Source organism: Scytonema sp. UIC 10036, assembly GCF_009725235.1.
Genome location: NZ_WJFC01000047.1, coordinates 20,998 through 46,723, shown reverse-complemented (window position 1 = coordinate 46,723; position 25,726 = coordinate 20,998). Strand labels below are relative to the sequence as shown.

Annotated in this window: 20 protein-coding genes and 1 pseudogene; 14 read left to right on the top strand and 7 right to left on the bottom strand. The window is 42.2% G+C overall.

All coding sequences use genetic code 11. The features are described 5' to 3' along the window. Nucleotides 1–85 precede the first annotated feature (85 nt). The gene (gene cysE / locus F7734_RS22360; protein ID WP_166482067.1) at nucleotides 86–880 is read left to right on the top strand and encodes a serine O-acetyltransferase; all 795 of its coding nucleotides are present in this window, start codon (nucleotides 86–88) and stop codon (nucleotides 878–880) included. A gap of 212 nt (nucleotides 881–1,092) precedes the next feature. Further along, nucleotides 1,093–1,308: a hypothetical protein gene (locus F7734_RS22355; protein WP_207714175.1), complete on the top strand. Its 216-nt coding sequence runs from the start codon at nucleotides 1,093–1,095 to the stop codon at nucleotides 1,306–1,308. Nucleotides 1,309–1,405: 97 nt separating this feature from the next. Here F7734_RS22355 and F7734_RS22350 read toward each other — a convergent pair whose 3' ends face one another. Beyond that, complete coding sequence (locus F7734_RS22350; protein WP_155746723.1) at nucleotides 1,406–4,948, bottom strand: HEAT repeat domain-containing protein; 3,543 nt, start codon at nucleotides 4,946–4,948, stop codon at nucleotides 1,406–1,408. Nucleotides 4,949–5,063: 115 nt separating this feature from the next. Between F7734_RS22350 and F7734_RS22345 the strand changes: the two genes are divergently transcribed. Beyond that, entirely contained in the window at nucleotides 5,064–5,285 is a 222-nt protein-coding gene (locus tag F7734_RS22345) for a hypothetical protein (RefSeq protein ID WP_155746722.1), read from the top strand. A gap of 262 nt (nucleotides 5,286–5,547) precedes the next feature. On the opposite strand, the gene F7734_RS22340 is transcribed toward F7734_RS22345, so the two are convergent. Next, nucleotides 5,548–6,132, bottom strand: a complete 585-nt coding sequence (locus F7734_RS22340; protein ID WP_155746721.1) for an Npun_F5749 family FMN-dependent PPOX-type flavoprotein — start codon at nucleotides 6,130–6,132, stop codon at nucleotides 5,548–5,550. 163 nt (nucleotides 6,133–6,295) lie between these two features. On the opposite strand from F7734_RS22340, the gene F7734_RS22335 reads away from it, so the two are divergent. From F7734_RS22335 to F7734_RS22295, 9 genes and pseudogenes are all read left to right on the top strand, one after another. After that, entirely contained in the window at nucleotides 6,296–8,719 is a 2,424-nt protein-coding gene (locus F7734_RS22335; RefSeq protein ID WP_243147021.1) for an LAGLIDADG family homing endonuclease, read from the top strand. 325 nt (nucleotides 8,720–9,044) lie between these two features. Beyond that, nucleotides 9,045–10,121, top strand: a pseudogene (gene nrdJ / locus F7734_RS22330) (ribonucleoside-triphosphate reductase, adenosylcobalamin-dependent); the annotation flags it as partial. A gap of 370 nt (nucleotides 10,122–10,491) precedes the next feature. After that, nucleotides 10,492–10,710, top strand: a complete 219-nt coding sequence (locus F7734_RS22325; RefSeq protein ID WP_155746720.1) for a hypothetical protein — start codon at nucleotides 10,492–10,494, stop codon at nucleotides 10,708–10,710. 436 nt (nucleotides 10,711–11,146) lie between these two features. After that, nucleotides 11,147–11,449 carry an RNA-binding protein gene (locus F7734_RS22320; RefSeq protein WP_155746719.1) on the top strand — a complete coding sequence of 101 codons (303 nt, stop codon included), beginning with the start codon at nucleotides 11,147–11,149 and terminating at the stop codon, nucleotides 11,447–11,449. A gap of 527 nt (nucleotides 11,450–11,976) precedes the next feature. Then, nucleotides 11,977–13,026, top strand: coding sequence for a class 1 fructose-bisphosphatase (fbp, locus tag F7734_RS22315; protein WP_155746718.1), 1,050 nt, complete (start codon nucleotides 11,977–11,979; stop codon nucleotides 13,024–13,026). Nucleotides 13,027–13,154: 128 nt separating this feature from the next. Continuing rightward, the gene (gene tal / locus F7734_RS22310; protein ID WP_155746717.1) at nucleotides 13,155–14,300 is read left to right on the top strand and encodes a transaldolase; all 1,146 of its coding nucleotides are present in this window, start codon (nucleotides 13,155–13,157) and stop codon (nucleotides 14,298–14,300) included. Nucleotides 14,301–14,407: 107 nt separating this feature from the next. Next, nucleotides 14,408–15,937 carry a glucose-6-phosphate dehydrogenase gene (gene zwf, locus F7734_RS22305; RefSeq protein ID WP_155746716.1) on the top strand — a complete coding sequence of 510 codons (1,530 nt, stop codon included), beginning with the start codon at nucleotides 14,408–14,410 and terminating at the stop codon, nucleotides 15,935–15,937. A 100-nt stretch (nucleotides 15,938–16,037) separates the two neighbouring features. Then, nucleotides 16,038–17,411 (top strand): glucose-6-phosphate dehydrogenase assembly protein OpcA, encoded by a 1,374-nt coding sequence (opcA, locus tag F7734_RS22300; protein WP_155746715.1) that lies wholly within the window; start codon nucleotides 16,038–16,040, stop codon nucleotides 17,409–17,411. Between the two features lie 112 nt (nucleotides 17,412–17,523). Next, the gene (locus F7734_RS22295) at nucleotides 17,524–19,011 is read left to right on the top strand and encodes a cobyrinate a,c-diamide synthase (RefSeq protein WP_155746714.1); all 1,488 of its coding nucleotides are present in this window, start codon (nucleotides 17,524–17,526) and stop codon (nucleotides 19,009–19,011) included. Here F7734_RS22295 and F7734_RS22290 read toward each other — a convergent pair. After that, a complete protein-coding gene (locus tag F7734_RS22290) occupies nucleotides 18,977–19,375 on the bottom strand; it encodes a hypothetical protein (protein WP_347566259.1) in 399 nt (132 codons plus the stop codon). The genes F7734_RS22295 and F7734_RS22290 overlap by 35 nt on opposite strands. Nucleotides 19,376–19,561: 186 nt before the next feature. Next, nucleotides 19,562–19,999, bottom strand: a complete 438-nt coding sequence (locus tag F7734_RS22285; RefSeq protein WP_155746712.1) for a helix-turn-helix domain-containing protein — start codon at nucleotides 19,997–19,999, stop codon at nucleotides 19,562–19,564. A 166-nt stretch (nucleotides 20,000–20,165) separates the two neighbouring features. Here F7734_RS22285 and F7734_RS22280 point away from each other — a divergent pair, with 166 nt between their 5' ends. Together F7734_RS22280 and F7734_RS22275 are read left to right on the top strand one after the other, a co-directional pair. Further along, the gene (locus tag F7734_RS22280) at nucleotides 20,166–20,450 is read left to right on the top strand and encodes a hypothetical protein (protein WP_155746711.1); all 285 of its coding nucleotides are present in this window, start codon (nucleotides 20,166–20,168) and stop codon (nucleotides 20,448–20,450) included. After that, nucleotides 20,447–20,800, top strand: coding sequence for a hypothetical protein (locus tag F7734_RS22275; protein WP_155746710.1), 354 nt, complete (start codon nucleotides 20,447–20,449; stop codon nucleotides 20,798–20,800). Before F7734_RS22280 ends, F7734_RS22275 begins: the two co-directional genes overlap by 4 nt. Before the next feature lie 464 nt (nucleotides 20,801–21,264). Here the strand turns inward: F7734_RS22275 and F7734_RS22270 are convergent, their stop codons facing one another. From F7734_RS22270 to F7734_RS22260, 3 genes are all read right to left on the bottom strand, one after another. Further along, complete coding sequence (locus F7734_RS22270) at nucleotides 21,265–22,776, bottom strand: RelA/SpoT family protein (RefSeq protein ID WP_347566260.1); 1,512 nt, start codon at nucleotides 22,774–22,776, stop codon at nucleotides 21,265–21,267. Nucleotides 22,777–23,593: 817 nt separating this feature from the next. Then, nucleotides 23,594–24,721 (bottom strand): hypothetical protein, encoded by a 1,128-nt coding sequence (locus tag F7734_RS22265; protein ID WP_155746709.1) that lies wholly within the window; start codon nucleotides 24,719–24,721, stop codon nucleotides 23,594–23,596. Beyond that, the gene (locus F7734_RS22260) at nucleotides 24,714–25,721 is read right to left on the bottom strand and encodes a MoxR family ATPase (RefSeq protein WP_155746708.1); all 1,008 of its coding nucleotides are present in this window, start codon (nucleotides 25,719–25,721) and stop codon (nucleotides 24,714–24,716) included. The genes F7734_RS22265 and F7734_RS22260 overlap by 8 nt, the downstream gene beginning before the upstream one ends. Nucleotides 25,722–25,726: the final 5 nt, after the last annotated feature.

Genomic DNA, 25,726 nt, shown 5'->3' with positions numbered 1-25,726 from the left:
AACAATTAGCAATTAGCAATTAGCAATTAGCAATTAACGTTAAGATAGAGTGTAACTTGTTTGGCAAAACGAGAGTTTTATAAGCGTGTTATCTACTCTTTTGACTGACTTCCGCATTATATTTGACCGAGATCCAGCAGCCCGCAACTGGTTGGAAGTATTGTTTTGCTACCCCGGATTGCAAGCTCTGTTATTTCATCGGCTTGCTCATTGGTTGTATAGCATTGGTATTCCTTTTATTCCCCGTCTCATTTCCCATCTAGCGCGGTTTTTAACTGGAATAGAAATTCACCCTGGTGCCACAATCGGACAAGGAGTTTTTATCGACCATGGCATGGGCGTAGTTATTGGAGAAACCGCAATTATTGGAGACTATACCCTGATCTACCAAGGCGTTACCCTTGGTGGTACGGGAAAAGAGTGTGGTAAGCGCCATCCTACTGTAGGTGAAAATGTTGTTGTTGGAGCGGGTGCAAAAGTGCTCGGCAATATCCAGATTGGCAACAATGTCCGTATTGGTGCAGGATCGGTTGTTTTGCGCGATGTTCCATCTGACTGTACCGTAGTTGGCGTACCCGGTCGGATTATTTATCGTGCTGGAGTTCGCGTCAATCCGCTAGAGCATGGAAGTTTACCAGATGCTGAAGCGCAAGTAATACGTGCTTTGGTAGACAGAATCGAACAACTCGAACAGCAAATTCAACAATTGCAAGACGTGCAGCAAAGCTTGTCAGTTTCTAACGTAGCTGCTGCTTTGCAAGAACATTACTCTTCTCATACCCACGTCCTAACTGAGGAGCCAGTTTTTACAGAAACTCGTACTCGCTGTCGAATTGACAATAAGATCATAGAAGAGTTTTTGGATGGTGCAGGGATTTAATTTGAGGACTAGGGACTGGGGGCTGGGGATTGGAAAAGAGTCATTTTAACAAATGAAAACCATCATCTACTGTAGGGGCGCAAGGCATTGCGCCCTTACAGGTTTGAAATGACTATTATCCGTTAACTTATATGATGGTGAGTTTGTACAATGCGTGAATCTAGATATTTCAACGCGAACAATTAAACTTTTAAAAAACATTTAAGGCATTAATGGCAGAAGTTGGAGACGATCGCGCTTGCAGAATTGCTTATGACGACGGAGTCTTAGAACTGAGAATGCCACTACAAGAACATGAAGTTCCTAAAGGACTGATAGAGAGTTTTGTTGAAGCAATAGCAGATGAACTAGAAATCGAGGTGATGAAACTCGGTGCTTTGACTCTCGATCGAGAAGATTTAACTCCTGCTGTTGAACCAGATACTTAGTTTTTATATCCAAAATGAAGCCAGAGTTCGAGGCAAAAACATTGTTCTCCCCAACAGCTCATTAATATTACCAATAATTTTTAGACGCAAGTAGAATCTAAAGTATTTCTATTTTCTTGTGCTTGAGTAATTCAGGGTATAAGGGAATTAAAGATTCTCCTTGCTCGCGGCGGGGTAGTTGCTTGGTGTATCGAACTGCTAGCTTCCTTGCTAAGAGAAATATATCAGGGCAGTAGATGTCGATTTCGGGTTGTTGTATTAGCTTTGCCAAAGTTTCTGAAGTGTCAATTTTAGCTAAAGCTTCTATAGCATTGCTTCTGACACGATGATCCTCGTCACCAAGAATTTTTATTAAAGCTGAAACTGTGTTGGGGCTGCTAATCTTAGCTAAAGCTAATACTGTATTTAATCTAACTTCTGCTTTTTCGTCACAGAGAACTTTGATTAAGCCTTGGACGGCTTCAGGACTGCCAATCTGACCTAAAGCCATTGCCGTACCCTCTCTAACACGCCAGTCTTCGTCCCTAAGGGCTGTAGTTAAGGCAGTAAATACTTCAGGACTATTAATCTTAGCTAAAGCCTCTGCTGCATACCATCTAACGAACCCTTCTTTGTCACGGAGTGCTATAATTAACGCTTGAACTACTTCAGGAGTGCCAATCTTACCTAAAGCCTCCGCTGCACGCCATCTAACGCGCGATTCCTCGTCACGGAGTGCTGTAATTAAGGCTTGAACTACTTCAGGAGTGCCAATCTTATCTAAAGCTTCTACCGCATATGAACGAAAGCACCAGTCCTCGTGGCTGAGAGTTGCAATTAAGGTAGTAACTGCTTCGTAACTGCCAATCTGAGCTAAAGCTAATGCTGCTCTCACTCTAATGCGCCTGTCTTCATGGCTAAGGGCTGTGATTAAGCTAGCAATTGCTTCTGAAGTACCAATCTTGGCTAAAGCTTCTGCTGCACTCACTCTAACATCCAAATCCTCGTCTTTGAGAACAGAAATTAAGCTAGCTAATGCTTGGCGAGTACCGATTTTACCTAAAGCCTCTACTGTATTCATCCTAATCACCCCTTCCTCATCACTAAGGGCTGTTGTGGTTAGGGCTTTCACTGCTTGGGAAGTACCGATTTTACTTAAAGCTTTGACTGCATACCATCTCACTCTTTTATCCCTACAGCTGAGAGCAGTGATTAAGGCTTTTACTGCTTGAGGGCTGCCAATCCTACCTAAAGTTGATTCTGCATACCATCTAACCGATCCATCCTCATGGCTAAGAGCAGTGATTAAGGCTTCCACTGCTTGGGGACTGTCAATCTTACCTAGAGCAAATGGCACATTCATTCTAACGTATCCTTCCTGGTCATTGAGAGATGCGATTAAAGCTTTCACTGCTTGGGGACTGCCAATTTTACCCAAAGCCTCTATCGCACGCCATCTCACGAATGCTTCTTGGTCATTGAGAGCAGTGACCAAGGGCTCCACTGCCTGAGAAATATGAATCTCACCTAAAGCATCCACAACACTGCTTCTAACCCGCTCATCCTTATGATTAAGAACCGTGATTAAGGTTTTCAATGCTTGGAAACTGCCAATCTTACTTAAAGTTTCTATTGCATACACTCTAAATTTTTCATTCTCCAATATTGTTTGTAACTTCTCAAACATTTGCGAATGATTTTGACCCAACGCTACTACAACCGATTGAATAAACCCCGCATTTGGGTAGCGACACCAAAACTCATATATTTTGTTTATTATCTCTGTAATTATTGGGTGATAAATCTCCTCACTAGCAGCAATACATCGCCCCGCTAATAACATTAACGTTCCGAAGATATCATCTTTTTCCCTCGTAATCGTCTCAAGCAAAGGTACAGGGTTTCTCATTAATCCCGCTACCAAGCTTATGGTTTCATGCCATTCATAATTCCAAAAATGCGCCTTGGTTAATGCGATTCCATCCCTACATTGATTCAAATAAGAAGCTGTTAAATACTCTTGAAAAGTCCGGTGCAAAAATATATATTCGTTACTATCCTCATGGAACTTTTGCAAAATGCCATCTTGTTCAGATAGTTCCGTAACTAGATAAGAGGCATTTTTACCTTCAAAATCGGTTGATGTATTCTCTCTTTGTAAGTATTTATCAATAATTTTGCGGAGTTGGCGCACGGTGAACTTATTTTGATTATTAATACTTAATTGATAGGCAATTTCCTCAAGTAATTCTGTTTTGGCATCTACCCACGCCTCATCCAGTTCTGGATTGCGATTTTTACTCCATTTACCTACCATATATCGCACCGCTTGTTCATACACTTTCCAGCGCTGTACTGGTAGTGTCAACCCTTTTTCTTGATACAGGCAACAAATCAATGACAATAGTAAAGGATTTTGCGCTAATCCGCGAACTTGGGGTTTATTTCGTAATTCTCGAATTAGTTCTGAGGCAGAAACGGAATCATTATTTAAATATACTGCTGCATTTTTAAACCAAGTTTCTATGTATTCATCTATCTTTTTTTGACTGAATGGGACAATTTCTATCTCTTGCGCTTTATTTACAAAACCAACATAGCCAACTATACGAGAAGTGCAAATTATTTGGCAGGGATAATTGCGGAGAAAATCATTTAGTTTCTCAGATAATTGATTTCGATACTCGTTGGTTACTTCGTCTAATGCATCCAATAGCAACAGACATTTACCTGTTTGTAATTTATCCTCTAAAAGAGACTTAAATGTTGCTAAGGTTTTTCCACACTTACCCTCTATCAATTTCAAGATAGCTTCAATGACAGTTGCTGTGACTTCTTTGGTAAGTTCTGCTAATTCCGAAAGCTTAAGAAATAGCGGGAAAGTCACGTCTTCGATGTTTTTTAGGTTATTTTCCAAACTCTCCCGTTCTTCTTTGGCAGTTAAACCAGCTTCCATTCTCAACAATGTAGATTTTCCCATTCCTGGGTCTGCCAGCACCATAATTGACTTTTTTGGAAGCAATTTTTTTGCCTCTTTCCAGTCTACCTGGGTTGGTTGGGAATCGTCTATTCCCTTAAGGGCATAAGCACGCTTCAATTCAGCTTCCGACTCGGCATAACTCCAAATGGTTTCAACATCGTGCCTATATTTTCTTTCCATCGTCACCTGAATAGTTATATATTGGTCTTTCAGGATAATCGGTTGCTCGCGGCGGTGGAGAGGATAAACGTACTTGAATTTGTCTTCGATATCTTGCAGAAAGCGACAAACTGCTTCTTTCTGAGCTTGTGGATTGGGAACGTCAAGATCTTGCTTTTGCTGCCATTCTTGGAACTTGGTTTCCCACAACCATTTAAAAGCTTGTTGCCATGGACTTTTACCTTTAGGCAATCGCCCTCGCTTTGGTTTATTAATTGGACAGTTATCCTGTTCCAATATCTGACAAATTTTTTTCAACTCGTCTTGCAGTTTTTGCGCTTCATCTTCTGGTTTTCTGCTCCATTCAATGAATCTAGCCAGAACAGTATTGTCTTTGGTGAGGTTTGTCTCATTAAAGCGCTGTAGGAAAACAGCCCGAGTATCGCCTATGAAACCGTACTGTGTTGCTGTTGATTCTAAAAACTGGTATTTGTCTTCAAGTGTACTGGCTGGAGAATTCACTGGAATAAGCTGTTACTGATTTATTTCTATTTATCTCTATTTTTGAGCAATTTTTTCTCTATTTGGCAACTCGTAAATTCAAAGTCACGAAAAACATTAAATTAAGGAGTGACTTATGAGTTACCAACTGATGCTGGAACTTGCCATTCGACATCCAGAAGTTTATGGTTTAGCTTGGATGCAGTCAAAATCAGCTAAATATCAGATAAATAGAGAGCTAAGTAAAATTATTGAATTTGCTGTTATTGCTTTTGCTGGTTCTGTTAATCCAGAAGCCGCAGATTGGGTTGTTCCTGTACTCAAGTTGTGTTTCATGATACTTGACTTGCTGCAATAGATTCAATAACGTTATCTTTTCTTTAATTTTTGGAAAAGTATAAATACAAAATAATGAGTTAGAGTGTTTATACTTTTCTTCAGTAATTGCTTTGCACTGCTTGAAAAAATAACCATGCAAAGCAAAATATAACTCAAGCTCACTAGTTATCTTTAAGAATAAAGCTACATTCATACAAATTTAAGCTCTTCGAGTCTGTCGTATCTCTGGAGAAATTTCTAGGTTTCTCCTGGGAACGAGAATATCTGATAATCTTTAAAACCTAAGGATTAACCGCTACTACAGACCAAGTCTGCGATTCATCCTGCAAATAACACCATCGATTTTGGGGATCGCCTCGTAATTCAAGACGATCCACTTTAACGGGGTCGAGCAACAACAAACAAAAATTTGTGAGAGGCAAAGTTGAATCGGGCGGTGATGGAGAGAAAGCCTCTTGCAAGCTTCTGGGTTCACCGGGAGCGGGCCAAGCGAATTGCAAGCGGGCGTTGTCTGAAATCTCTTGCCACGCAATCTGACGGGCTTTCTGCATTTTTGGCTCGGGATGATTGGCATCTACAAGTACCAATTCTCCTGCAAGACGAAATTGCTCGCGGGTGTTCGTAAAATACCAGCAAGCTTCTCCCCAAGCTCGCTCCTTTACTTGGTTAAATTTTTGACTTCGAGAATCAGTAATAATTTTCAGCTGGTTGGTGTCGTCAAGAAAGCCGCGAAACACAACAGTACGGTTGGCAGGACGCCCATCAGCTTGAACGGTTGCTAGTTGAAAATATCGCGAATGTGGCTCGCTACGATTGCGATGAAGAGCACGAGCAAGGGGCGATCGCCAGGGCGCAAGATTTTCCAACTATCCTCCAACAACAGTGACCAGTGACCAGTGACCAGTAACTAACAGCATAAAGTATATCCTTAGACTTAGCGTAAATTTCCAAATTTTGCAATCTTTACCCTCTCATTCAGTTAGCGTATAGTCGTAATCTGTGTCAGAAAGCAACAAGACTTCATTAATTATGGTTCGCGAGCTAGAAAGAGAACGCCTAAAGAATGCCCAATTTCCGGAAACCGCCCCTGCAGCCAATCCTGTGTTTTTTAGAACTTACAGCCGCCGCAAAGAGGGTGGAGTCAGAGAAACTTGGGAGCAAGTGTGCGATCGCACTTTATCGGGTTTAATCGAATTGGGTAAGCTTCTGCCAGAAGAGGCTGAGATCCTGGAGCGGATGCAGCGAAATTTAAAAGCATTACCCAGTGGAAGATGGTTGTGGGTTGGAGGTACAACCTGGTTATTGCAGCAAAAAAATTTTTCTGGAGCCTACAATTGCACATCTACTAACACTGTAGATTGGAGTGCTTTTGGTTTAATGATGGACTTAGCGATGATGGGTTGCGGAACAGGAGCAGTTCTAGAACCCAAATATATCAACCAACTGCCGCCTATCCGCAATCGCCTATCTATCAAAGTCCAAGGAGAAATTGGCAGTACTCTTCCCGAACATCGTCGTGAGGAGACAGAAGTTAACATAGAAGACAATCTCGTAACAATTTATGTTGGAGATAGCCGCCAGGGTTGGGTACAGTCTTATCAAAGATTGTTGGAACTCTCAACCGATGAACAATTTACACGGGAAGTTCAAGTCATTGTCGATATTAGTGATGTCCGTAAAGCAGGAGAGCCACTTAACGGCTTTGGGGGAGTTGCCAATCCTGTCAAATTACCAGGGCTTTACCAGCGTTGTGCATCAATTTTAAATAAAGCAGTAGGAAGACAGTTAAATTCAGTTGAGTGCTGTTTGTTGATTGATGAAGCTGCTGTCACGATCGTGGCCGGTAACATTCGCCGATGTATCGCCTACGGCACAAGGGTTTCTGCAAATGATGGCATGAAACCCATCCAAGATATTCAGCTAGGGGATTTAGTTTTAACCTCCTCTGGTGAGTACCGCCCAGTGGTAAATAAATTTATCCAAGGTATACAGGATATTGTAGAAATACGCACCCCTGTTACCTCAATTCGTTGTACTGCTAACCATCGCGTTGCTGTATACGACGGATTGCGCTCCTATAAGTGGAAGTATGCTGGTGAGTTACAACCAGGCGATCGCCTGATCTCTGTTCCTCATCTGAGGGGACAGTTATGTTCTACAACCGATTGGGCATGGTTAGTAGGTTTTTTCATTGGTGATGGTCATGCCGATTTGCAATCAACCAAAAGGCGTAATGGTGGGGGTGGAGTTGTTAGCTTTGCCTTATCTACTCAACGCTTACAGGGTGTTTTGGGGCAAAAAATTCTCCGAATTCTTAGCAGTATAGGTCACAACCCTGCTGTACAGATTCAAGGTAGTCATGCTAATATCAACGTTTATCGCAAGGAACTCGCTGAGGAACTAGGACAGTATAAACAGCCCTGGCAATGTCCTGTTATTCCAGAATTTGTTTGGAAAGGAAATCGGGAAATTCGTGCTGCTTTCTTAGCTGGCTTAAGTGACGCAGATGGAACTCCCTCCCGAAACGTACTGGTTAACTCTAGCAAATTGGAATTTTTACGGGAGATTCAAAAGCTGGCTCTTTCTCTTGGTATTGCTACAACCTTATATGAACGTCAACCAAAAACTCTCAAAGGTAGAGAAAAAGTTTATGAAGGATGTCATTGCATTCATATTCAAGGTTTACAATCTCAAGCTGTTGCTGTCGCTTTGATTAATCAATTTGCTGTTCGTGATGGCTATACTATTAAGGTAGCAAAGAAAAATGGCTTGACCTTACCCTATCAATTTGTTCGTGAATTAGCCGCCACAGGATGGAAACCAGAAACTCTGTGTCGTGCTGATGTCATTTGGGTCGATCCAAAAGGCAGACCTGGACTTTTCAGAGATGCCAATTTTGACACGTTAATAGCAGAAGATTTGGTAAATCCTCATTGGTTACCAATAGAAGTTCAATTTGTTGCTCCCGCTGGTCAAGCTGAAACTTTTGACATAGAAGTTGAGAGCGATGGTGAATTTATTGCTGATGGCTTGCTAGTTCATAACTCAGCTGGAATGCGCCAGTTCAATGGAAAGGATGAATTAGGAAGTACTGCCAAAGATAACTTATGGCAACAGGATACTCAGGGTAACTGGCGCATCGATCCAGAGCGGGATGCTCTTAGGATGGCGAATCACAGTAGAGTGTTTCATCATAAACCAACTCTGGAAGAATGTATTGATGCCGTCCGCAAACAATATTACAGTGGTGAAGGTGCAATTCAATGGGCTGGTGAAGCTGTAGCTAGAGCTAACTGCGATCTACTTGTTAGTCAAGACCAAAAAGTCGATTTTCTCAAGGCTTATGCACAAGGAAAAGCAGAAGCTTGGTTGCAGGAAAAATATCCTCAAATTTCTAAAAGTGAGCTAAAGCATCGTTTAGCTCGATTTGGTTTAAATCCGTGTGGTAGATAATTTTGCCTCACGTAAAAAACCGGGGAAATTCAGGGAAAGCTAAACGGTTAGAAAATTAAATTCTCCCGCATGCTAATCCTGAGCTAATCTTAAGATTTAAAAGTCTTTTGGCAGTGCAACGCATAAGGGTTGAAACTTTTCAGAAAATAATGAAAATTCATCATTGGGAACTGACAAGAATATAATGCCCTCACGAGTCTCCGGCTACTTTGTAGTAGAAAAGATATGCTGAACTGAATTGGAATTGACCAGTTGTATCCCTGTTATGGGTATGAGGAAAACCTCCAGAACTAGGGGATAAAAAGCCTCTAGGATAACAAAATTGGAAATTATAGGTAGTAACTTCCACTGTAATTTGGCTGAGGTTCACCTCAATCAAATTGACCCACTGAACTACAAGGAACAAGAAGAAGCTTTCACAGCAGGAGCGCTTTCTGTAGCATCACTTTTGCACCACAAGTTTCTGGAACCTCGCTATCAGTACAGCCGTGAATTAGATCCAATTGTGGGTGTTTCTTTCACGGGGTTATTTGATTTCTTCGTCCGTGCTTTTGGCGTTGATTGGTTGCGTTGGTGGGCAGAAGGTAGACAGGAAACAACTCAAGGACTGGCATTTAAACGTCGAGAACAGGAATACCTAAGTTTCTGGAAAGATACTGTGCATCGTGTTGTTTGGGATTATTGCGATCGCCACAATCTCAAACGTCCTAACCGTTGCACCACTGTTCAGCCTAGCGGTACGAAATCCCTCTTAACAGGTGCTAGTCCAGGATGGCATCCTCCTAAAGCACAAAGATTTTTGCGGCGGATCACCTTCCGTAAAAATGACCCTGTTGCCTTAGCGTGTATTGACTACGGCTATAATGTCATCCCCTCCCAATCCGATAAAGACGAACAGGGTAATTTATTGCACGATCCCTTCGATCCGCGAGTCAGCGAATGGCTTGTGGAGATCCCAGTCTCTGTACTTTGGGCAGATCTACCGGGTGCTGATGAAATCGACATCAGTCAATTTAGCGCCCTCGCCCAAATGGATTTTTATATGCAAGTCCAAAAGTTTTACGTGACACACAACACTTCAGCAACCATTGAACTCCGAGAAAATGAAGTGGAAGCTTTGGGAACTCGGATATATGAAGCCATCAGAGATGATGAAGGTTACATGAGTGCTGCATTGCTTGCCAGATTTGATGACCTCCAAACTTTCCCCCGATTGCCTTTCGAGCCAATTTCAAAAGAGCAATACGAACAGTTTATGAAGGAAGTAGAAATGCGCCGTAAAACAGATGATTTTCATGGGGTTTTGAGTAACTATGATTTTGGTGAGTTAATGGAAGCCGGACCTGCGGGTTGTGACTCAGACAAGTGCATGATGCCCGAACAAAATAATGAGAGGGGTTAGGGTTCTCTCGTTCCCAGCCTCCGCCTGGGAATGTTAGCCCATCTCTCGTTGTTAGCCCATTCTCGTTCCCAGCCCATTCTCGTTCCCAGCCTCAGGCTGGGAATGCAGCTGACGAGGCTCTGCCTCAACCTTCTGGCGAGATTACGCGTAGTATGATATTTGTGGGCATGACCCACCCTGCTTTACAACTTCATTAAACACGGGAGGCGGAGCCTCCTACTAAGGCATTCCCAGGCTGAGCCTGGGAACGAGGGTACGGCGATGAGGGGGTCTCCTTCTTCCCCAGGATACGAGGGTGCGGGGATTTCCTTCTTCCCTACCCCCTACTCCCTACCCCCTAATTTTTAACTACAGTACTGGGAGACTCATTATGTTCCTTCAAGAATTAACACCAATATTTAAAGAACTTACCCAACACCCAATTTCCTTTATGGGTGGATTTGTCTCTGGGGTGTTAAAACTAAACCTTGCAGATGACCCCGTTAAAAGTTGGCTTTCCCAACAATTAGGTGCAAATACTTACACTGCTGCAACCACTCAGGCACAGAATGGCAAAGCAAATGGTCCACAAACAATCTCTATTGACTAACATTTGAAGGCCGTAAGTTGGGTAAGGGTTTGGCGATGAACTTGCCTTACCCTTAACTTAGGTTAAATAATTACTAAAAAGTAAATTTCGCATCTATAGAAATAGGTAGATTTTTGTCCTAAAGCTTAGAAAAATCTCAATAAATTTCTATTAACCATAGAAAAACCATGGTATATAAGCGAGTCTGATTATATCTTATATATGTTTGTAAAATCTCATACTTTGAAAAACAACGCGATCGGTTATGATATGAGCGTATGCGAAAACTTAGCTTAACAGATGGGAACTTTGTAATGACGTAACTGCCCTAAGTTACACCTTCATTACACACTTTTCTACCTGCAAGTCAGATGATCCTAAAGCAGTATTTGCTGTTGGTTTTACCTGTACCTTTATGCTGAGTTTTTCGTTCTTCGTTGCGACTTACGTGATTCACATGACTATTTACGTTGGAAATCTTTCCTACCGCGCCACTGAAGAAGACTTAAAAGTTGTATTTGCAGAATACGGCGAGGTCAAAAGAGTTGTTTTACCTACCGATCGCGAAACAGGACGTCTCCGAGGTTTTGCTTTCGTTGACATGAATGAAGACACCCAAGAGGATGCTGCCATATCAGAATTAGATGGCGCAGAATGGATGGGTCGTCAACTCAGAGTCAATAAAGCCAAGCCACGAGAAGAAAATAATGGCAATGGCAACCGACGAGGTAGTTGGGCGAAAAAACAAGAGTCTTATTAAAAGCAGAATACGATGATAGCAAATTGTCTTCTAGTTACGCAAGCCATAAACTGCTAAGTTTTCTAGAAACAGTTGTTCTTTGCACTTAAATTAGGAGTGCTAACCGCAAGTTGTGACAAAGTGAGACAGGTCACAACTTGCCACATTGTGCTTTGCTAGAGTAGGTTTGGCACAGATAAACCAACTAAGAGACAACTTTCCCAGCGAGTGGGTGCTTGAATAACAGTAGGATTAATATGCTTTGTGATTCACTAGCAATTGTAGCGAGCTATCAAGCTGACCTCTCTACCTACAGGATGAAAGGCAACAGCGCTCGACACCCGGAATTAATAAGTATATTTACTGTGTATACCATTCCAAATTAGGATTTCGGCTTGGTATAGCTGTAATTTGGAATTGATTCTTTAGTTTATCTAAAAACCCATTTCAGTGGTCAGTTTACCTTTCTAAGATAGAGGCAGCAACCAACAGTTGTGACGCACGGGATGAACTCAGTAAATACCCACTATGAACGGGAGGACATATGAATGACTAAAGCGCCAGAATCTTTGGAGCCGCTCAATAATGAAGCCGCAGACCGGGCGTTAGACCGTGATTGTACTACATTATCCCGTCATGTCCTACAGCAACTTCAGAGCTTTTCGCCAGAAGCACAGGATTTGAGTACGTTGATGAATCGAATTGCTCTGGCTGGTAAGCTAGTTGCACGTCGTCTCAGCCGTGCAGGCTTAATGGAAGGGGTTCTTGGATTTACCGGGGAAGTGAACGTACAGGGAGAATCCGTTAAAAAAATGGATGTCTATGCCAATGATGTTTTTATCTCAGTGTTCAAGCAAAGCGGTTTAGTATGTCGCTTGGCTTCTGAGGAAATGGAAAAACCTTATTACATTCCTGAAAACTGTCCCATCGGTCGCTACACTCTGCTATACGATCCTATTGATGGCTCATCGAATACTGATACAAATCTCAGTTTGGGTTCTATCTTCTCGATTCGGCAACAAGAAGGAACAGATCTTGACGGAGAAGCACGAGATTTACTGGCTCCAGGACGCAACCAAATTGCTGCAGGATACATACTCTACGGTCCCAGCACAATGCTGATCTATACTATAGGTAAGGGCGTTCACTCATTTACCCTTGACCCCAGTTTAGGAGAGTTTATCCTGACTGAGGAGAACATTCGCATTCCCGACCATGGTTCCGTATACAGCGTTAATGAGGGTAACTTTTGGCAATGGGATGAACCAATTAGAGAGTACATCCGCTACGTTCATAGAACTGAGGGTTACACAGCTCGCTATAGTGGAGCGATGGTAAGCGATATCCACAGAATATTGTTGCAAGGTGGTGTATTTCTTTACCCAGGAACGCTACCAAAACCAGAAGGGAAATTGCGTTTACTATATGAATCTGCTCCTTTAGCGTTTGTGATCGAGCAAGCAGGTGGTCGCGCAACTACAGGACATAAGTCGATTTTAGATGTGGTGCCAAAGAAACTGCATCAACGCACTCCTTTGATTATTGGTAGTCCAAAGGATGTAGCAAAGGTAGAGTCTTTTATTCAGAATGGGCATTAACGGCTAATGGCTAATGGCTAATGGCTAATGGCTAATGGCTAATGGCTAATGGTTAATAGTGCAATTAGCAATCAGCAATTAGCTATTAGCAGTTAGCAGTTAGCAATGAACATAAAACAGGTACAATTATGACGACTAATCAATTACTAGAGATTAAAGAACTCGGTCAAAGTATCTGGATGGATAATTTGAGCCGTGACATTGTTCAATCGGGTGAACTCAAGGACTTGGTTGAAAACAAAGGAATCTGTGGGATTACTTCTAACCCAGCTATTTTTGAAAAAGCGATCGCTGGGAATGCTATTTATGATGCTGATATTGAATCAGGAATCCGTGCTGGATTTCCAACATACAAAATTTACGAGTCCCTAGCTTTTGCAGATATCCGCAATGCGTGTGATATTTTACGTCGTGTTTATGATGCAACTAAGGGATTGGATGGTTATGTCAGTATAGAAGTACCGCCAACCATTGCTCATGATACTGAGTCAACAACTAAAGAAGCACGCCGCTACTACAAAGAAATTGCACGGGAAAATCTCATGATTAAAATTCCCGGTACAGAAGCGGGTTTGCCAGCTGTTGAGCAAGCAATTTACGAAGGCATCAGCGTCAACGTAACCTTGCTGTTCTCCGTTCAAAGCTATATCAATACTGCTTGGGCTTACATTCGGGGCTTGGAAAGACGAGTTGCAGAAGGTAAAGATATTAGTAAAATTGCCTCTGTTGCCAGTTTCTTCCTCAGTCGGATAGATACCAACATTGATGGTAAGATAGATGCTAAATTGCAAAAAGGCGTTGACGATATCACTGTAGAAGCTAAGCTAAAAGCAGTGAAAGGAAAAGTCGCGATCGCTAACGCCAAAATTGCTTATCAAGAGTACAAAAAGATTATCAACGACGAACGTTGGAAAGCATTGGCAGCCAAAGGTGCTCAAGCGCAACGCTTGTTATGGGCAAGCACTAGCACCAAAGACCCCAATTACAGCGACGTGATGTATGTTGATGAGTTAATCGGTCCCGACACCGTAAACACCCTACCACCTGTAACCATAGACGCTTGTGCCGACCACTGCAATGTAGCCAATCGTGTGGAAACAGGAGTAGAAGAAGTGTATCAACTCATCGAAAGCCTCAAAGATCCAGACATCAACATCGATCTCAATGCTGTCATGGATGAACTTCTCACTGAAGGTATTGATAAGTTTGTCAAGCCCTTTGAATCGTTGATGAAATCCTTAGAAACTAAGGTAAGACAGTTGTCACCTGTTTAGTTAATGGCTAATGGCTAATGGCTAATCGCTAAGGCAACGAACAATTAGCAATTAGCAATTAGCAATTAGCAATCCCCGTTATCACAAAACTCACAACCAAACTTGTTATGGTCACATTCCTAGAAAACCCGTTGCGGGTTGGTTTGCAACAGCAACGGATGCCCGAACCTCAGATTATAGTTATCTATGGTGCTTCCGGTGATTTAACTCAGCGCAAACTCGTGCCGGCGCTTTACAAATTACGCAAAGAACGGCGTATTCCCCCCGAAACCACTATAGTTGGCGTAGCGCGGAGAGACTGGACTCACGATTACTTCCGCGAACAAATGCGCCAGGGTATTGAGGAGTTTTCTGATGGGCTAGGTCCAGAAGGGCTGTGGCAAGATTTCTCCCAAGGTTTGTATTATTGTTCTGGGGATATGGACAACCCAGAAAGCTACCAAAAGCTGAATAATTTATTAACTGAATTAGACGAAAAACGCGGTACAAGAGGAAATAGAATTTTCTATCTTTCCGTTGCGCCAAAATTCTTTGCTGAGGGTATTAAGCAACTTGGAAATGCGGGTATGTTAGAAGACCCGTACAAGCATCGTTTGGTGATTGAAAAACCCTTTGGTCGGGATTTAGCCTCTGCTCAAAGCTTGAACAGAGTGGTACAGAAATATTGCCACGAAAGCCAAGTTTACCGGATTGACCACTACTTAGGTAAAGAAACAGTTCAAAACCTGTTGGTATTCCGCTTTGCCAACGCCATTTTTGAACCACTATGGAACCGTCGCTTTGTTGACCACGTTCAGATTACTGTAGCTGAAACAGTAGGCGTGGAAGACCGCGCAGGGTATTATGAAAGTTCTGGTGCATTGCGGGATATGTTGCAAAACCACCTCATGCAACTTTTCTGCTTAACAGCGATCGAACCACCAAATGCTTTAGATGCCGACAGTCTGCGGACAGAGAAAGTAAAAGTTCTGCAAGCAACTCGTTTAGCTGATATTCAAAATTTACAACGTTCAGCAGTACGGGGTCAGTACAGTGCGGGCTGGATGAAAGGGAAACCCGTGCCTGGGTATCATGAAGAACCAGGGGTTAATCCTGGATCGACAACACCTACCTATGTAGCAGTGAAGTTCTTGGTTGATAACTGGCGCTGGCAAGGAGTACCGTTCTACCTGCGGACTGGTAAGCGGATGCCAAAAAAAGTTAGTGAGATTTCTATCCACTTCCGTGAAGTTCCCTCTCGGATGTTTCCGTCAGCTGCCCAACAGATGGGTAGTAACATTTTAGCAATGCGGATTCAACCAAACGAAGGAATTTCTTTACGTTTCGAGGTGAAAATGCCTGGGGCAGAATTCCGGACTCGTTCCGTTGACATGGACTTTACATACGGTTCCTTCGGAATTGCAGCAACCTCCGATGCATACGATCGCTTGCTGCTAGATTGTATGATGGGCGACCAATCATTATTTACAAGAGCAGATGAAGTGGAAGCGGCTTGGCAGGTAGTCACACCAGTGCTTTCAGTGTGGGATGCACCTGCAGATCCGGCAACAGTTCCCAAATATGAAGCCGGTACTTGGGAACCAGCTGAAGCAGAACTCTTGATTAACCAAGATAGTCGCCGTTGGCGGAGACTGTAGTGCTAATAGCTAATAGCTAATAGCTAATTGTTAGAACAAGCAATTAACTATTAGCCATTAGCAATTAGCCATTAGCAATTAACAATTAGCAATTATTACTATGACTTCCCAAGCTCCTACAATTTTTTCACTTCAAGCACCCAAAGATGTTTCGCTCACAGAAATTGATGCGGAACTCAGTCAAATTTGGCAAAGTTATGGCATTGCTGGCGAGGATGGTACGCTTCCTGCTGCTACAAGGGCAACCACATTTACTTTAGTGGTATACGAACCAGAAGAAACTCAGCTTCTGTTAGCAACATTGGGATATTACCATGGTCCCATTGATGGTATTTTCGGACCTCAGATGCAAGCAGCATTGAAGGAGTTACAAAAAAAGCACGGATTAGCTGAGACTGGAACAGCAACAGAAGAAACCATTGCCCTACTGCGGGAAGAATTTGCCAAACGCCATACCAATGGTGCGACTGTTGATGGCAATGGTACAGTTTCCTATGGCTCAAGTGCTGCAAGCCCCACCATTGCAGATGAAATAGCCATCCGCAACCCATGCCGAATTATTAACCTGTCTCCAATAGCAGGTGAAGACACTGGTGTCAAGGCTCAAGTTTCTGCCTACTGCCCCATCCAAAAACAGTCTTCAAATACTCTCGTCTGCTGTGAGTATATTACTCTTACAGGAACCGCAGCCGCTTTGGAAAGAATAGGCGGGATGCTTCAAGCGTTATTGATTGGTGGGTTGCCCAAGTTCCTTTGGTGGAAGGGAACACCAGATATAAACAACCCATTATTTAAGAGACTGTCAGGCGTTTGTAACAACGTCATCGTTGATTCCTGTTACTTTAACGAGCCAGAAAACGATCTACTTAACTTGCAGGAGTTAGTAGACAATGGTGTGCCTATAGCCGATCTTAACTGGCGTCGTCTTTCAGGATGGCAAGAGTTAACAGCTGAAGCTTACGATCCACCACAACGTCGTGCTGCTTTATCAGAAATTGATAGAGTTAATATCGATTACGAAAAAGGCAGTTCCGTACAAGCACTCTTATATTTGGGGTGGTTGGCAAGCAGATTGCAATGGCGTCCCGTTTCTTATCAAAAAGAAAGTGGAGATTACGATATCACGCGAGTTAGCTTCCTGACACCAGAACAAAGACAAGTAGAAGCAGAGTTAGCAGGCGTACCAGTTGCTGATGTAGGCGATATTCCCGGTGACTTAATTGCTTTGCGTCTTAGTTCCACCAATCCCCAAGCCAACTGCGGAACCCTCATTTGTTCTGAGACAGGTGGTTGTATGCGGTTGGAAACACAAGGTGGTGCTCAAGCACAAGGTTTGTTTGAACACGTAACTTCCCTTTCCGAGCAAAAAGCAGAAGTTTTATTAAGTCAACAAGTTCAACGTTGGGGTCGCGAAGCACTTTTGGAAGAAAGTCTTGCAGTTACATCTCAGGCACTTAAGTTGGCTAATGGCTAATGGCTAATGGCTAATGGCTAATGGCTAATGGCTAATGGCTAATGGCTAATGGCTAATGGCTAATGGTATAAAAAGCAATTAGCAATTAACTATTAGCAATTAGCCATTAGCAATGCCTTTAATTATCGCTGGAGAACGAAGTGGGGTGGGCAAGACGACAGTCACGCTCACCTTTTTAGCGTCTTTGTGTCGTCGCGGTCTTCAAGTACAGTCTTTTAAAGTTGGACCGGATTATATCGATCCCATGTTTCACCAGTATGTCACTGGTCGTGCTTGTCGTAATTTAGACCCAGTGTTAACTTCGGAAATTTACGTACAAAATTGTTTTATAAATCACGCTCAAAGCAGTGAATATGCTATAGTCGAAGGCGTGATGGGATTGTTTGATGGAGTAGGAATTAGGGATTGGAGACTGGGTACTGGGGATTGGGAACAAGAAATGGAGAAAAAATATCAATCGCCAATCCCCAATCGCCAATCCCCAATCGCCAGTACTGCCCATATCGCAAAGCTGTTAGATTTACCTGTAGTCCTGGTGATCGATAGCAGTCGATTATCTGGTTCTGTAGCAGCAATAGCTCACGGTTATCGTTCTTACGATCCCGCAGTGAAGATTGTTGGTGTCATCTTAAATCGCGTGGGAAGCGATCGCCACCTCGATCTTCTCAAAAATGCTCTCGAACCCTTACAGTTACCAATACTGGGAGTTTTACGACGCGAAGACAACATTACAATTCCGGATCGCCATTTGGGTTTAGTCCCCACAGCAGAGCTCCCTCAAATGGATGCTTTGATTAACCGACTCGCCGATTTAGGAGATTCTTGCTTTGATTGGGAACGCTTGCTACCACTATTAAAGACAACAAAACACAGAGACAAGGAAACACAATTCCCCCCATTCCCCACTCCCTACTCCCCACTCCCTATTAAAATAGCAATTGCACGCGATCGCGCTTTCAATTTTTACTACCAAGACAATCTCGATCTACTGCAAGAGCTAGGTGCAGAACTCGTTTTTTGGAGTCCCTTAGAAGATACCGAACTGCCAAAAAACGTTCAAGGAATGTATTTTGGAGGAGGTTTTCCAGAAGTTTTCGCACGGCAATTAGCAGAAAATAGCAACGTTCTGACAGCAGTTTACTCAGCTATTGTTGCTGGAATGCCGACAATAGCCGAGTGTGGGGGCTTAATGTACTTGTGCAAGGAAATTATTAATTTTGAAGGGAAATCTTGGTCAATGGTAGGAGTTTTGCCAACAACAGCTGTTATGGATAAGCGTCTGACATTAGGGTATCGTCGAGCAATTGCCCAACACGATAGCTTGTTAGTCCGTGCAGGTAACACTGTTTGCGGGCATGAGTTTCATCGTTCCCGTTTAACATTAACTCCAGAGCGATCGCTCTTTCAAACTTACCGCTATGATTCTCAAGAATTTACAGGCGATGAAGGATGGAGTTTACCGTCTTCCTTACACGCTTCTTATATTCACTTGCATTGGGGAGATAATTTAGAAATTCCACAAAGGTTTCTAAACTCTTGTCAACAATTTTTTGATCGCAAAATTATCAAGAGTTCAGAGTATAATTCAACATTCGGCTAGAAAATTGTTTCTGAAATTGTGACAAAAATTCTATATAAGTATAAGGAGGTTTTTTGTACTTACTAATTTGTTTGGTAAGTACATCATACAAAACGTCATCTCCATGTCGAGCGCATAGATAAATTAAGAAATCATCTGGATGCATGGCTTCTATATCCCAAGGTAAGAGAGATGACTCAGGAAAATGCTTCAAATTTGATGTAACGATTATGTCAACTTTTACATGAACAGCGGATACTAGCACATGACGATCTTTTGGGTGATTTTCAACCTTGTTTTCCAAATTTTTGGGCGCTTCTACTAGTGATTGAGGAAAAGCATCAAACAAGGCTACTTTAAATTTATCTGCAGACGCTTGACTCATTTTCCCCCTCTTGACTCGGTTTCGAACCGCTTCATCTACAATTTGAATAGAGAAATGAACTCGATATAATCCTTTATATGCCGTAGTTAATAATGTATCAGATAAAGAGGTAGGGAAAAGAACACAAGCGTCGAGAAGCGCAGAAAAGTTTCTCACAGTCTAAAGCAATAAATGTTACTTATTATCTTAGTCAAATAAACCGTTGTCTTGCATGATTTCCGTAAGTTGGTTGAATGATTGAGCAGTTTGGGCTTCTCTCTTTTCTTTATAGTCCATTACGTCTTTTAATTTAATCCGACGATGACTACCCGTTTTTACATGAGGAATTTCATTATTGTTTAAAAGTTTGATGAGATAAGGACGGGAAACATTCAGGATATCTGCAGCTTCTTGAGTTGTCACCTCACTATTTGCTGGGGAGATTGTTACTATTGTTTTACCCTGCTCAAGTGCTGGCAAAATTTCTTGTAAAACTTTAAAAACATTATCGGAAATAGGTATTTCTTCACCATTTGCGTTAACTAATTTAGGCGTATCTTTTTGGTAATATTGCTCAAACTGTTTTCTGGCATTACCACATATTTTTTTGGGAGTGTCAATAGTTACAAGCAAGTTCTTAGCCATAGTTCTATACCTCGATCAAATTATTTGTCTCTTGTCCCAGCGTCTTAATTACAAAAGCACAGCTTCAGAACTTTGTTATTTTATAAGAAGATAGGCACTGTACGCCCTATTCTTATTTAGAAGGGGCAAGGTGTCAGATTACTTGTTCCTGTGATAAAGACAGGAATTGGAAAATCCTGTTATTGTGTTTGCTAGTGATATTCTAATTCGACAAGACAAAATCGCAATATCCGAAAAAAGCGAAATATACGAAATAGTAGTTTGTGGTATAATTATTTACCAGCTTTTATCGTACCGGGTTAATTACCATAAGCGTTGCTGGAGAAACGGTAAAGGTCTAAGGATGGGCTTGGCGGAAAAGGCGATTGAGCAATTGTGGAAAGAGGGATATTTTGATGCATTTAAACCACTTTCTGAAAAGGAAGAGCAAAAGATAGGGGAAGCAGTATGACACAGAACGGATCGCAAAACAGACTAGAGCGTTTAGAACAAATGCTAGCAACCCATGCTGAAATGCTAAATCAGTTAGCTCCACTTATGACACAGGTTGCACAAATAGCTACGAGCACCGTTGAAACGGTTGCCAAGCATGATGATATGCTTATACGTATAGAAAGACAAACTTTAGAAAACGTTGCAATTCTTGGTAAGTTAGAGCAACGTATCGATCGCTTAACTGAATTAATGACAGTTACCACTCAAGCCATGCAGCTTGTTGCTGAGAATAGCCAACAAATTCACCGTATTTGTGATTATCTTATGGAACAAAAAAACAATAATGATGCCAAGAGTGATGGTTAAAGCAAGCTCGAACAATTAACTTACACTTGTATCTTCACACCAATCAAAAAGATTGATAAATCTCAGTAACAACGCTGGCAATGTTTTCTTGTGCGTCACATCCAACCGAGCTTTAGACTGACTTTTTTGGTATAAATGTATCAAAAAACTTTAAAACCCTTACTCAACAATGAATTTGGCAAAAGATCGCAAATATAAGTGTACCCATGTGAGGTATGTATGAAACGATTGGCACATCTGTGGTAGGCTAAAAAATGTGAAAGCAATACCTCAAAATCGCTCTGCAAGCTCCTGTGACAATTTCGTATCCTCTAAGAGCGAATCAAACAAACGTTAAAAGCCTTTCTGGACAACAGTTAGCTCTTTTTACTTGGGTGAAGTTCAGTTTAGACGAGATGAAGTGCGGTAACTGGAAAATCAGAGGTTACAACATGGCACTACGTAGTGAAAGTCTTGTTATAGTTTTAGCCTACAATATCATTATAATTTTCTAAACCGAGGCGGCGTACAATCAAAAAATCGCTCAATTTTTTGATTTGGGTGAATATTTCTTCTAGTTGTGATGTGTCGGGTATCTCGATCCCCAAGTCAATCAATGCTAGTTGAGCGTTAGTCGTTTTCACCTGAGCATGGCGGGCTACAATACCTTGCTCACCCAACCGTGAAAGAATATCTTTGAGCACTCCTACGCGGTCAAGAGCTTCAATCTGAATATTCACTAAGTAAGTCTGAGGACGAAGATAACGTTCGTTTCCAAGGTTCCAACTAACTGGGATAAAATATTCTTGAGCATCGTTGAGGTAATTCCGCCATTCTAGTAACTGCCGCAACCAAGTAAACTTTTCATATATTGCTGTTGGCATGGTCTTACTTAAACTGCTTAAACTGCCAGTTTCCAAATACTCCCATTCGGCTGCATTTTCATACTCAGCAATCCGATGCATTTCTAACGTCCGGATTTGCACTTCTAGAGGACGCGCCCACGGACTAATTACGCCTGTATGCAATGACTGGTAACGATTTGGCTTGGGCAGTCCAATGTAATCCTTAAATCTCCCAGGAATCGGGCGGAAAGCATCATGTACTATTGCTACAGCACGGTAACATTCTTCATTAGTATTTACAATAATTCGCAACGTGTCCAAATCGTATATTTCGTGAAATTCTTTATTTTGGCGCTGCATCTTTTGAAAGATACTGTAGAGGTGTTTTGGATGCCCGATGATATCAAGGCATTTAATTCCCGCTTCTACCAAACGATTCCGCAAAGTCTCAGCGACACTTGCTAATCTCTTTTCTCTCGCTCCTCGTTTTTCGGCTACGTACTCTTGGATTTCTCGATAAGATTCGGGTTCTAAGTACTTAAAGGAACAATCCTCTAATTCCCATTTAATCTGCCAGATCCCCAACCGATTCGCTAGAGGCGCAAAAATTTCTCGTGTTTCTAAAGCAATGATTTTGCGCTTATCTTCGGGAAGATGTTCTAGAGTCCGCATATTGTGCAGGCGGTCTGCCAACTTCACTACAATTATTCTAATGTCTTGCGCCATTGACAAGAACATTCGACGAATATTTTCTGCTTGGCTTTCAGTCTTGCTTTTAAAGTTAATTTTAGAAAGCTTTGTTACACCTTCCACCAATTGCCGAACTTCAATACCGAAGCGCTGCTCGATTTCTTCAATCGTGACATTTGTATCTTCCACTACATCATGTAGTAGGCCAGCTGCTATCATAGCAGGACTACCACCGAGATCCCGTAGTATACCCGCGACAGCGACAGGATGACCAATGTAAGGTTCTCCTGAGCGTCGATACTGACCTTGATACAACTGATATGCAAAAATAAATGCTCTTGCGATTAAGGCTGTGTTATCATCTACTGGCTCATTAGTCGTTGAAGACGCCTCTGTAAGGTATTTCTCCAGCCATTCAGGTATAGTAACATCAATTTGGGGGATATCGATTGGTGGAGAGATATCATTGATTGGAGAAATGTTTGTTGTTGAGGCATTTGATATTTGTGAGGTTGTATCTGTAATACATAACTGCCTGAGAAGGAGCGGTGAAAGCTCTATAGCTGCTCCCTCTCGTATCTGTTGCTCTACTTCATTGTTCTGAATTATTTCCTGTAATCTTTGCTCATCTCCATAAATAATTTCAGCCAAAACTCGTGAATTATTGACCAAATATTTATACTTTTGTTGACACTTAGATTTCTCAAGTGGCTCACCAAGTAGTTCTACTGTCGTAGTAAATTGGATTTGTTCTTGTAGGCTGAGCAGATGATTTTCTTCAGATAAGCTTGATTCCAGCAAATTAGTCAGTTCTTCAACAACCTTATCGGGAGAGATATAAGCTTGAGCAATCCACTTTTGAATGCGAGTGACTTCTGAACGTTGTTTCAAGCCAGATTTATGAGCTAAGTAGAACTGTAAAAAATTGGCTAACCCAAAGGGGCATTCTAAACCAAACCGATTTTCTAGCTCCACTAGCAATACTTCTCGTATTGATGGCTCTACTTCATATAAACCATCATCAATAGAACGACACAAAGGTGAGAGGAGAAAATCCACTTCAGCAACCCAAGGAATTTGTTCCTCTTCTAAAAAATTGATGTGAATTAAATTGAGGAGTTCTGGTGTTAAAATTAGCGGCAAAGCAGCATGGCAAGCAAGTATCAAATGTTTAGCACCAAAGCGTTGTTCAAATGACAATACTTCCTGCACTGCCAATTCAAGAGACAGCCATTGTTCCCTTACCACACTCGGAGCATTAATAATTGCTTCAAGGGTGTTACTCATCAAGACCAACTCCTGTAGGAAAAGGATGACCCCGCAAAATATTTACTGCATCATTCAACCCCTGTTGATCTAAAGAAAACATTGGCACCATGCAGGAGATATCTTCTGCCGTTGTTGTAATCCATCGATTTTGAGGCATGGGATTGAGCCAAGCGTAGCGGTAAGTGTAGGCACTTAGGGTTTTGAGAAAGGTTTTAGTAGTCACTACTCGCCCTCTATCGTAATAACCTCGGGCTGCCCCCGCATCGCTAACAATTAGTACTCTATTGCCCTTGGCTTGCTCATCTAAAACGGCTTCCAGAGGCAGGGCATTGGTTAGGCTAGAGCGTTGATAAAGGAATCCTTCGGGGCAATCGTGAAAATAGTAGAGGCTGAGCTTCCCCAGTAATCCTCCCCGTAAAATACTCTCAATTACTGCCTCAATTAGGGGTGCAAAGGGAGCCATAGAACCCTGCTGATCTACTAATACCACCAGTCGTGCTTGGTTAGAAAGGCGGGGCTGCAACACCGGACTCAGTAAGAAGCTGGTGCGACAGATACTGTTAATCGTACCTTCCACATCCAATTCTTCTGGGATACCTACTCGTTGAGGAAGGCGCAGTTGCCGCCATACCTTTGCCATATCGCGCTTACTAATAGGCAAACGAGGCATTAACTGATAATAATGTGGTTCCTCGATTAGCTCAGTGTTCCACACAAATGATTGATTCTCAAACCTAGAAGCCAAGGTGACCCCTGACCTTTGGGGTTCTTGTTTTGGCTTTAGCTCTTGTTGTAGGTTTGGTTCAGGCTGACTAGGTTCTAACTCAGGTAAATCCGGGGCTAACTCAGGAACGGTAGATGAAGGAGTGAGACTGGTGGGAGTAGTAGGTTCAGGTACAGAGATGGTTTGCAGTTGGGGTTCTACTAATTGTGCAAAAGCCAAATCGAATAGCTCTTGGTCTTCATGTGATTTTGCCCAAAGCAAGCGAAACAATCCTTTGAAACTAGCAGCATCTTCCAATCCTACCCCTGCTTGAATTGTCTCAATTGCCACTAAATAGTCTGATACCCCTAGTGGCACGCCTTGTCCGCGCAACTTCTCAAAGACTTGTAACAGTAAAGAATTTAGCTTAGCCATTCTTGATTCTCAAATTCTTGAGGGCATCGCGATCTCTCAGCGTTTTAACCAGAGTTTCTAAATGAGGTAAGTTCACCGGACGCGTATTTTCTAATTCCTTTGCTGTAACTTTGTTAATCTGCTCATCTCGTTCCAACATCCTTACCCAATCCAAAAATTCGCTAGTTCCCGGTATTTTATCCCAACTCTTTAATACTCCCCGCAATTCCCAAAATTGTTTGACGGCAACTTCAAACAAGGTAGTGAGCTTGGGTTGAAAATGGCTCCTGAGGATTTCCCTTAGGATATTCCGATCTGGAAATTCAATATAGTAATATAAACAACGCCGTAAGAAAGGTTTGGGCAATTCCTTCTCTCGATTACTAGTGATAATAATAAGCGGCAAAAAGTCTCTCCGTTCCTTCCGGGTTTTGCCCTTCAAGGCATCAAACTTCATCTCCGGCACTTCTTTAACTTGGAATTGCAGCCGATCTAGTTCCAGCAGCAAGTCATTGGGAAAGTCGATATCCGCTTTATCAATTTCATCAATTAGTACTACCGAGGGAATATCGTTTTGGGATTGCTTAATTGCCTCTCCTAGCTCTCCTAAAGTGACATACTTTTGTCGTGATAAAGCTGCTTTAGTCGGACGCTCTATAGCCTTACTTGTCGGACGTTCTAAAGCTTGAATCAGCTCGCGTGCTGTTTTTCCCTCTTGAATGTCATACAACCGACCCAAAGCGTCATAGTCATAGAGTAAATCCTGAGCTCGACTTGTGGAGCGCAGATAACAAGTATAGAGGGGATAACCGAGTTCATAAGCAACGGCATATGCCAATCGAGTTTTACCGCAGCCTGGATCGCCTTCCAACAACAAAGGACGACTGAGGTAAAGAGCAGTGTTGACTGCGTCGGTTAGCGATTTAGAGGCAATGTAAGGTTCTTTCTCTTTCCATGCATCAGAAAAGGGTTTATCGTGAACCTCTCCTTTACCGATAAAAAACCTTGCCAAATTATCCATAGAGT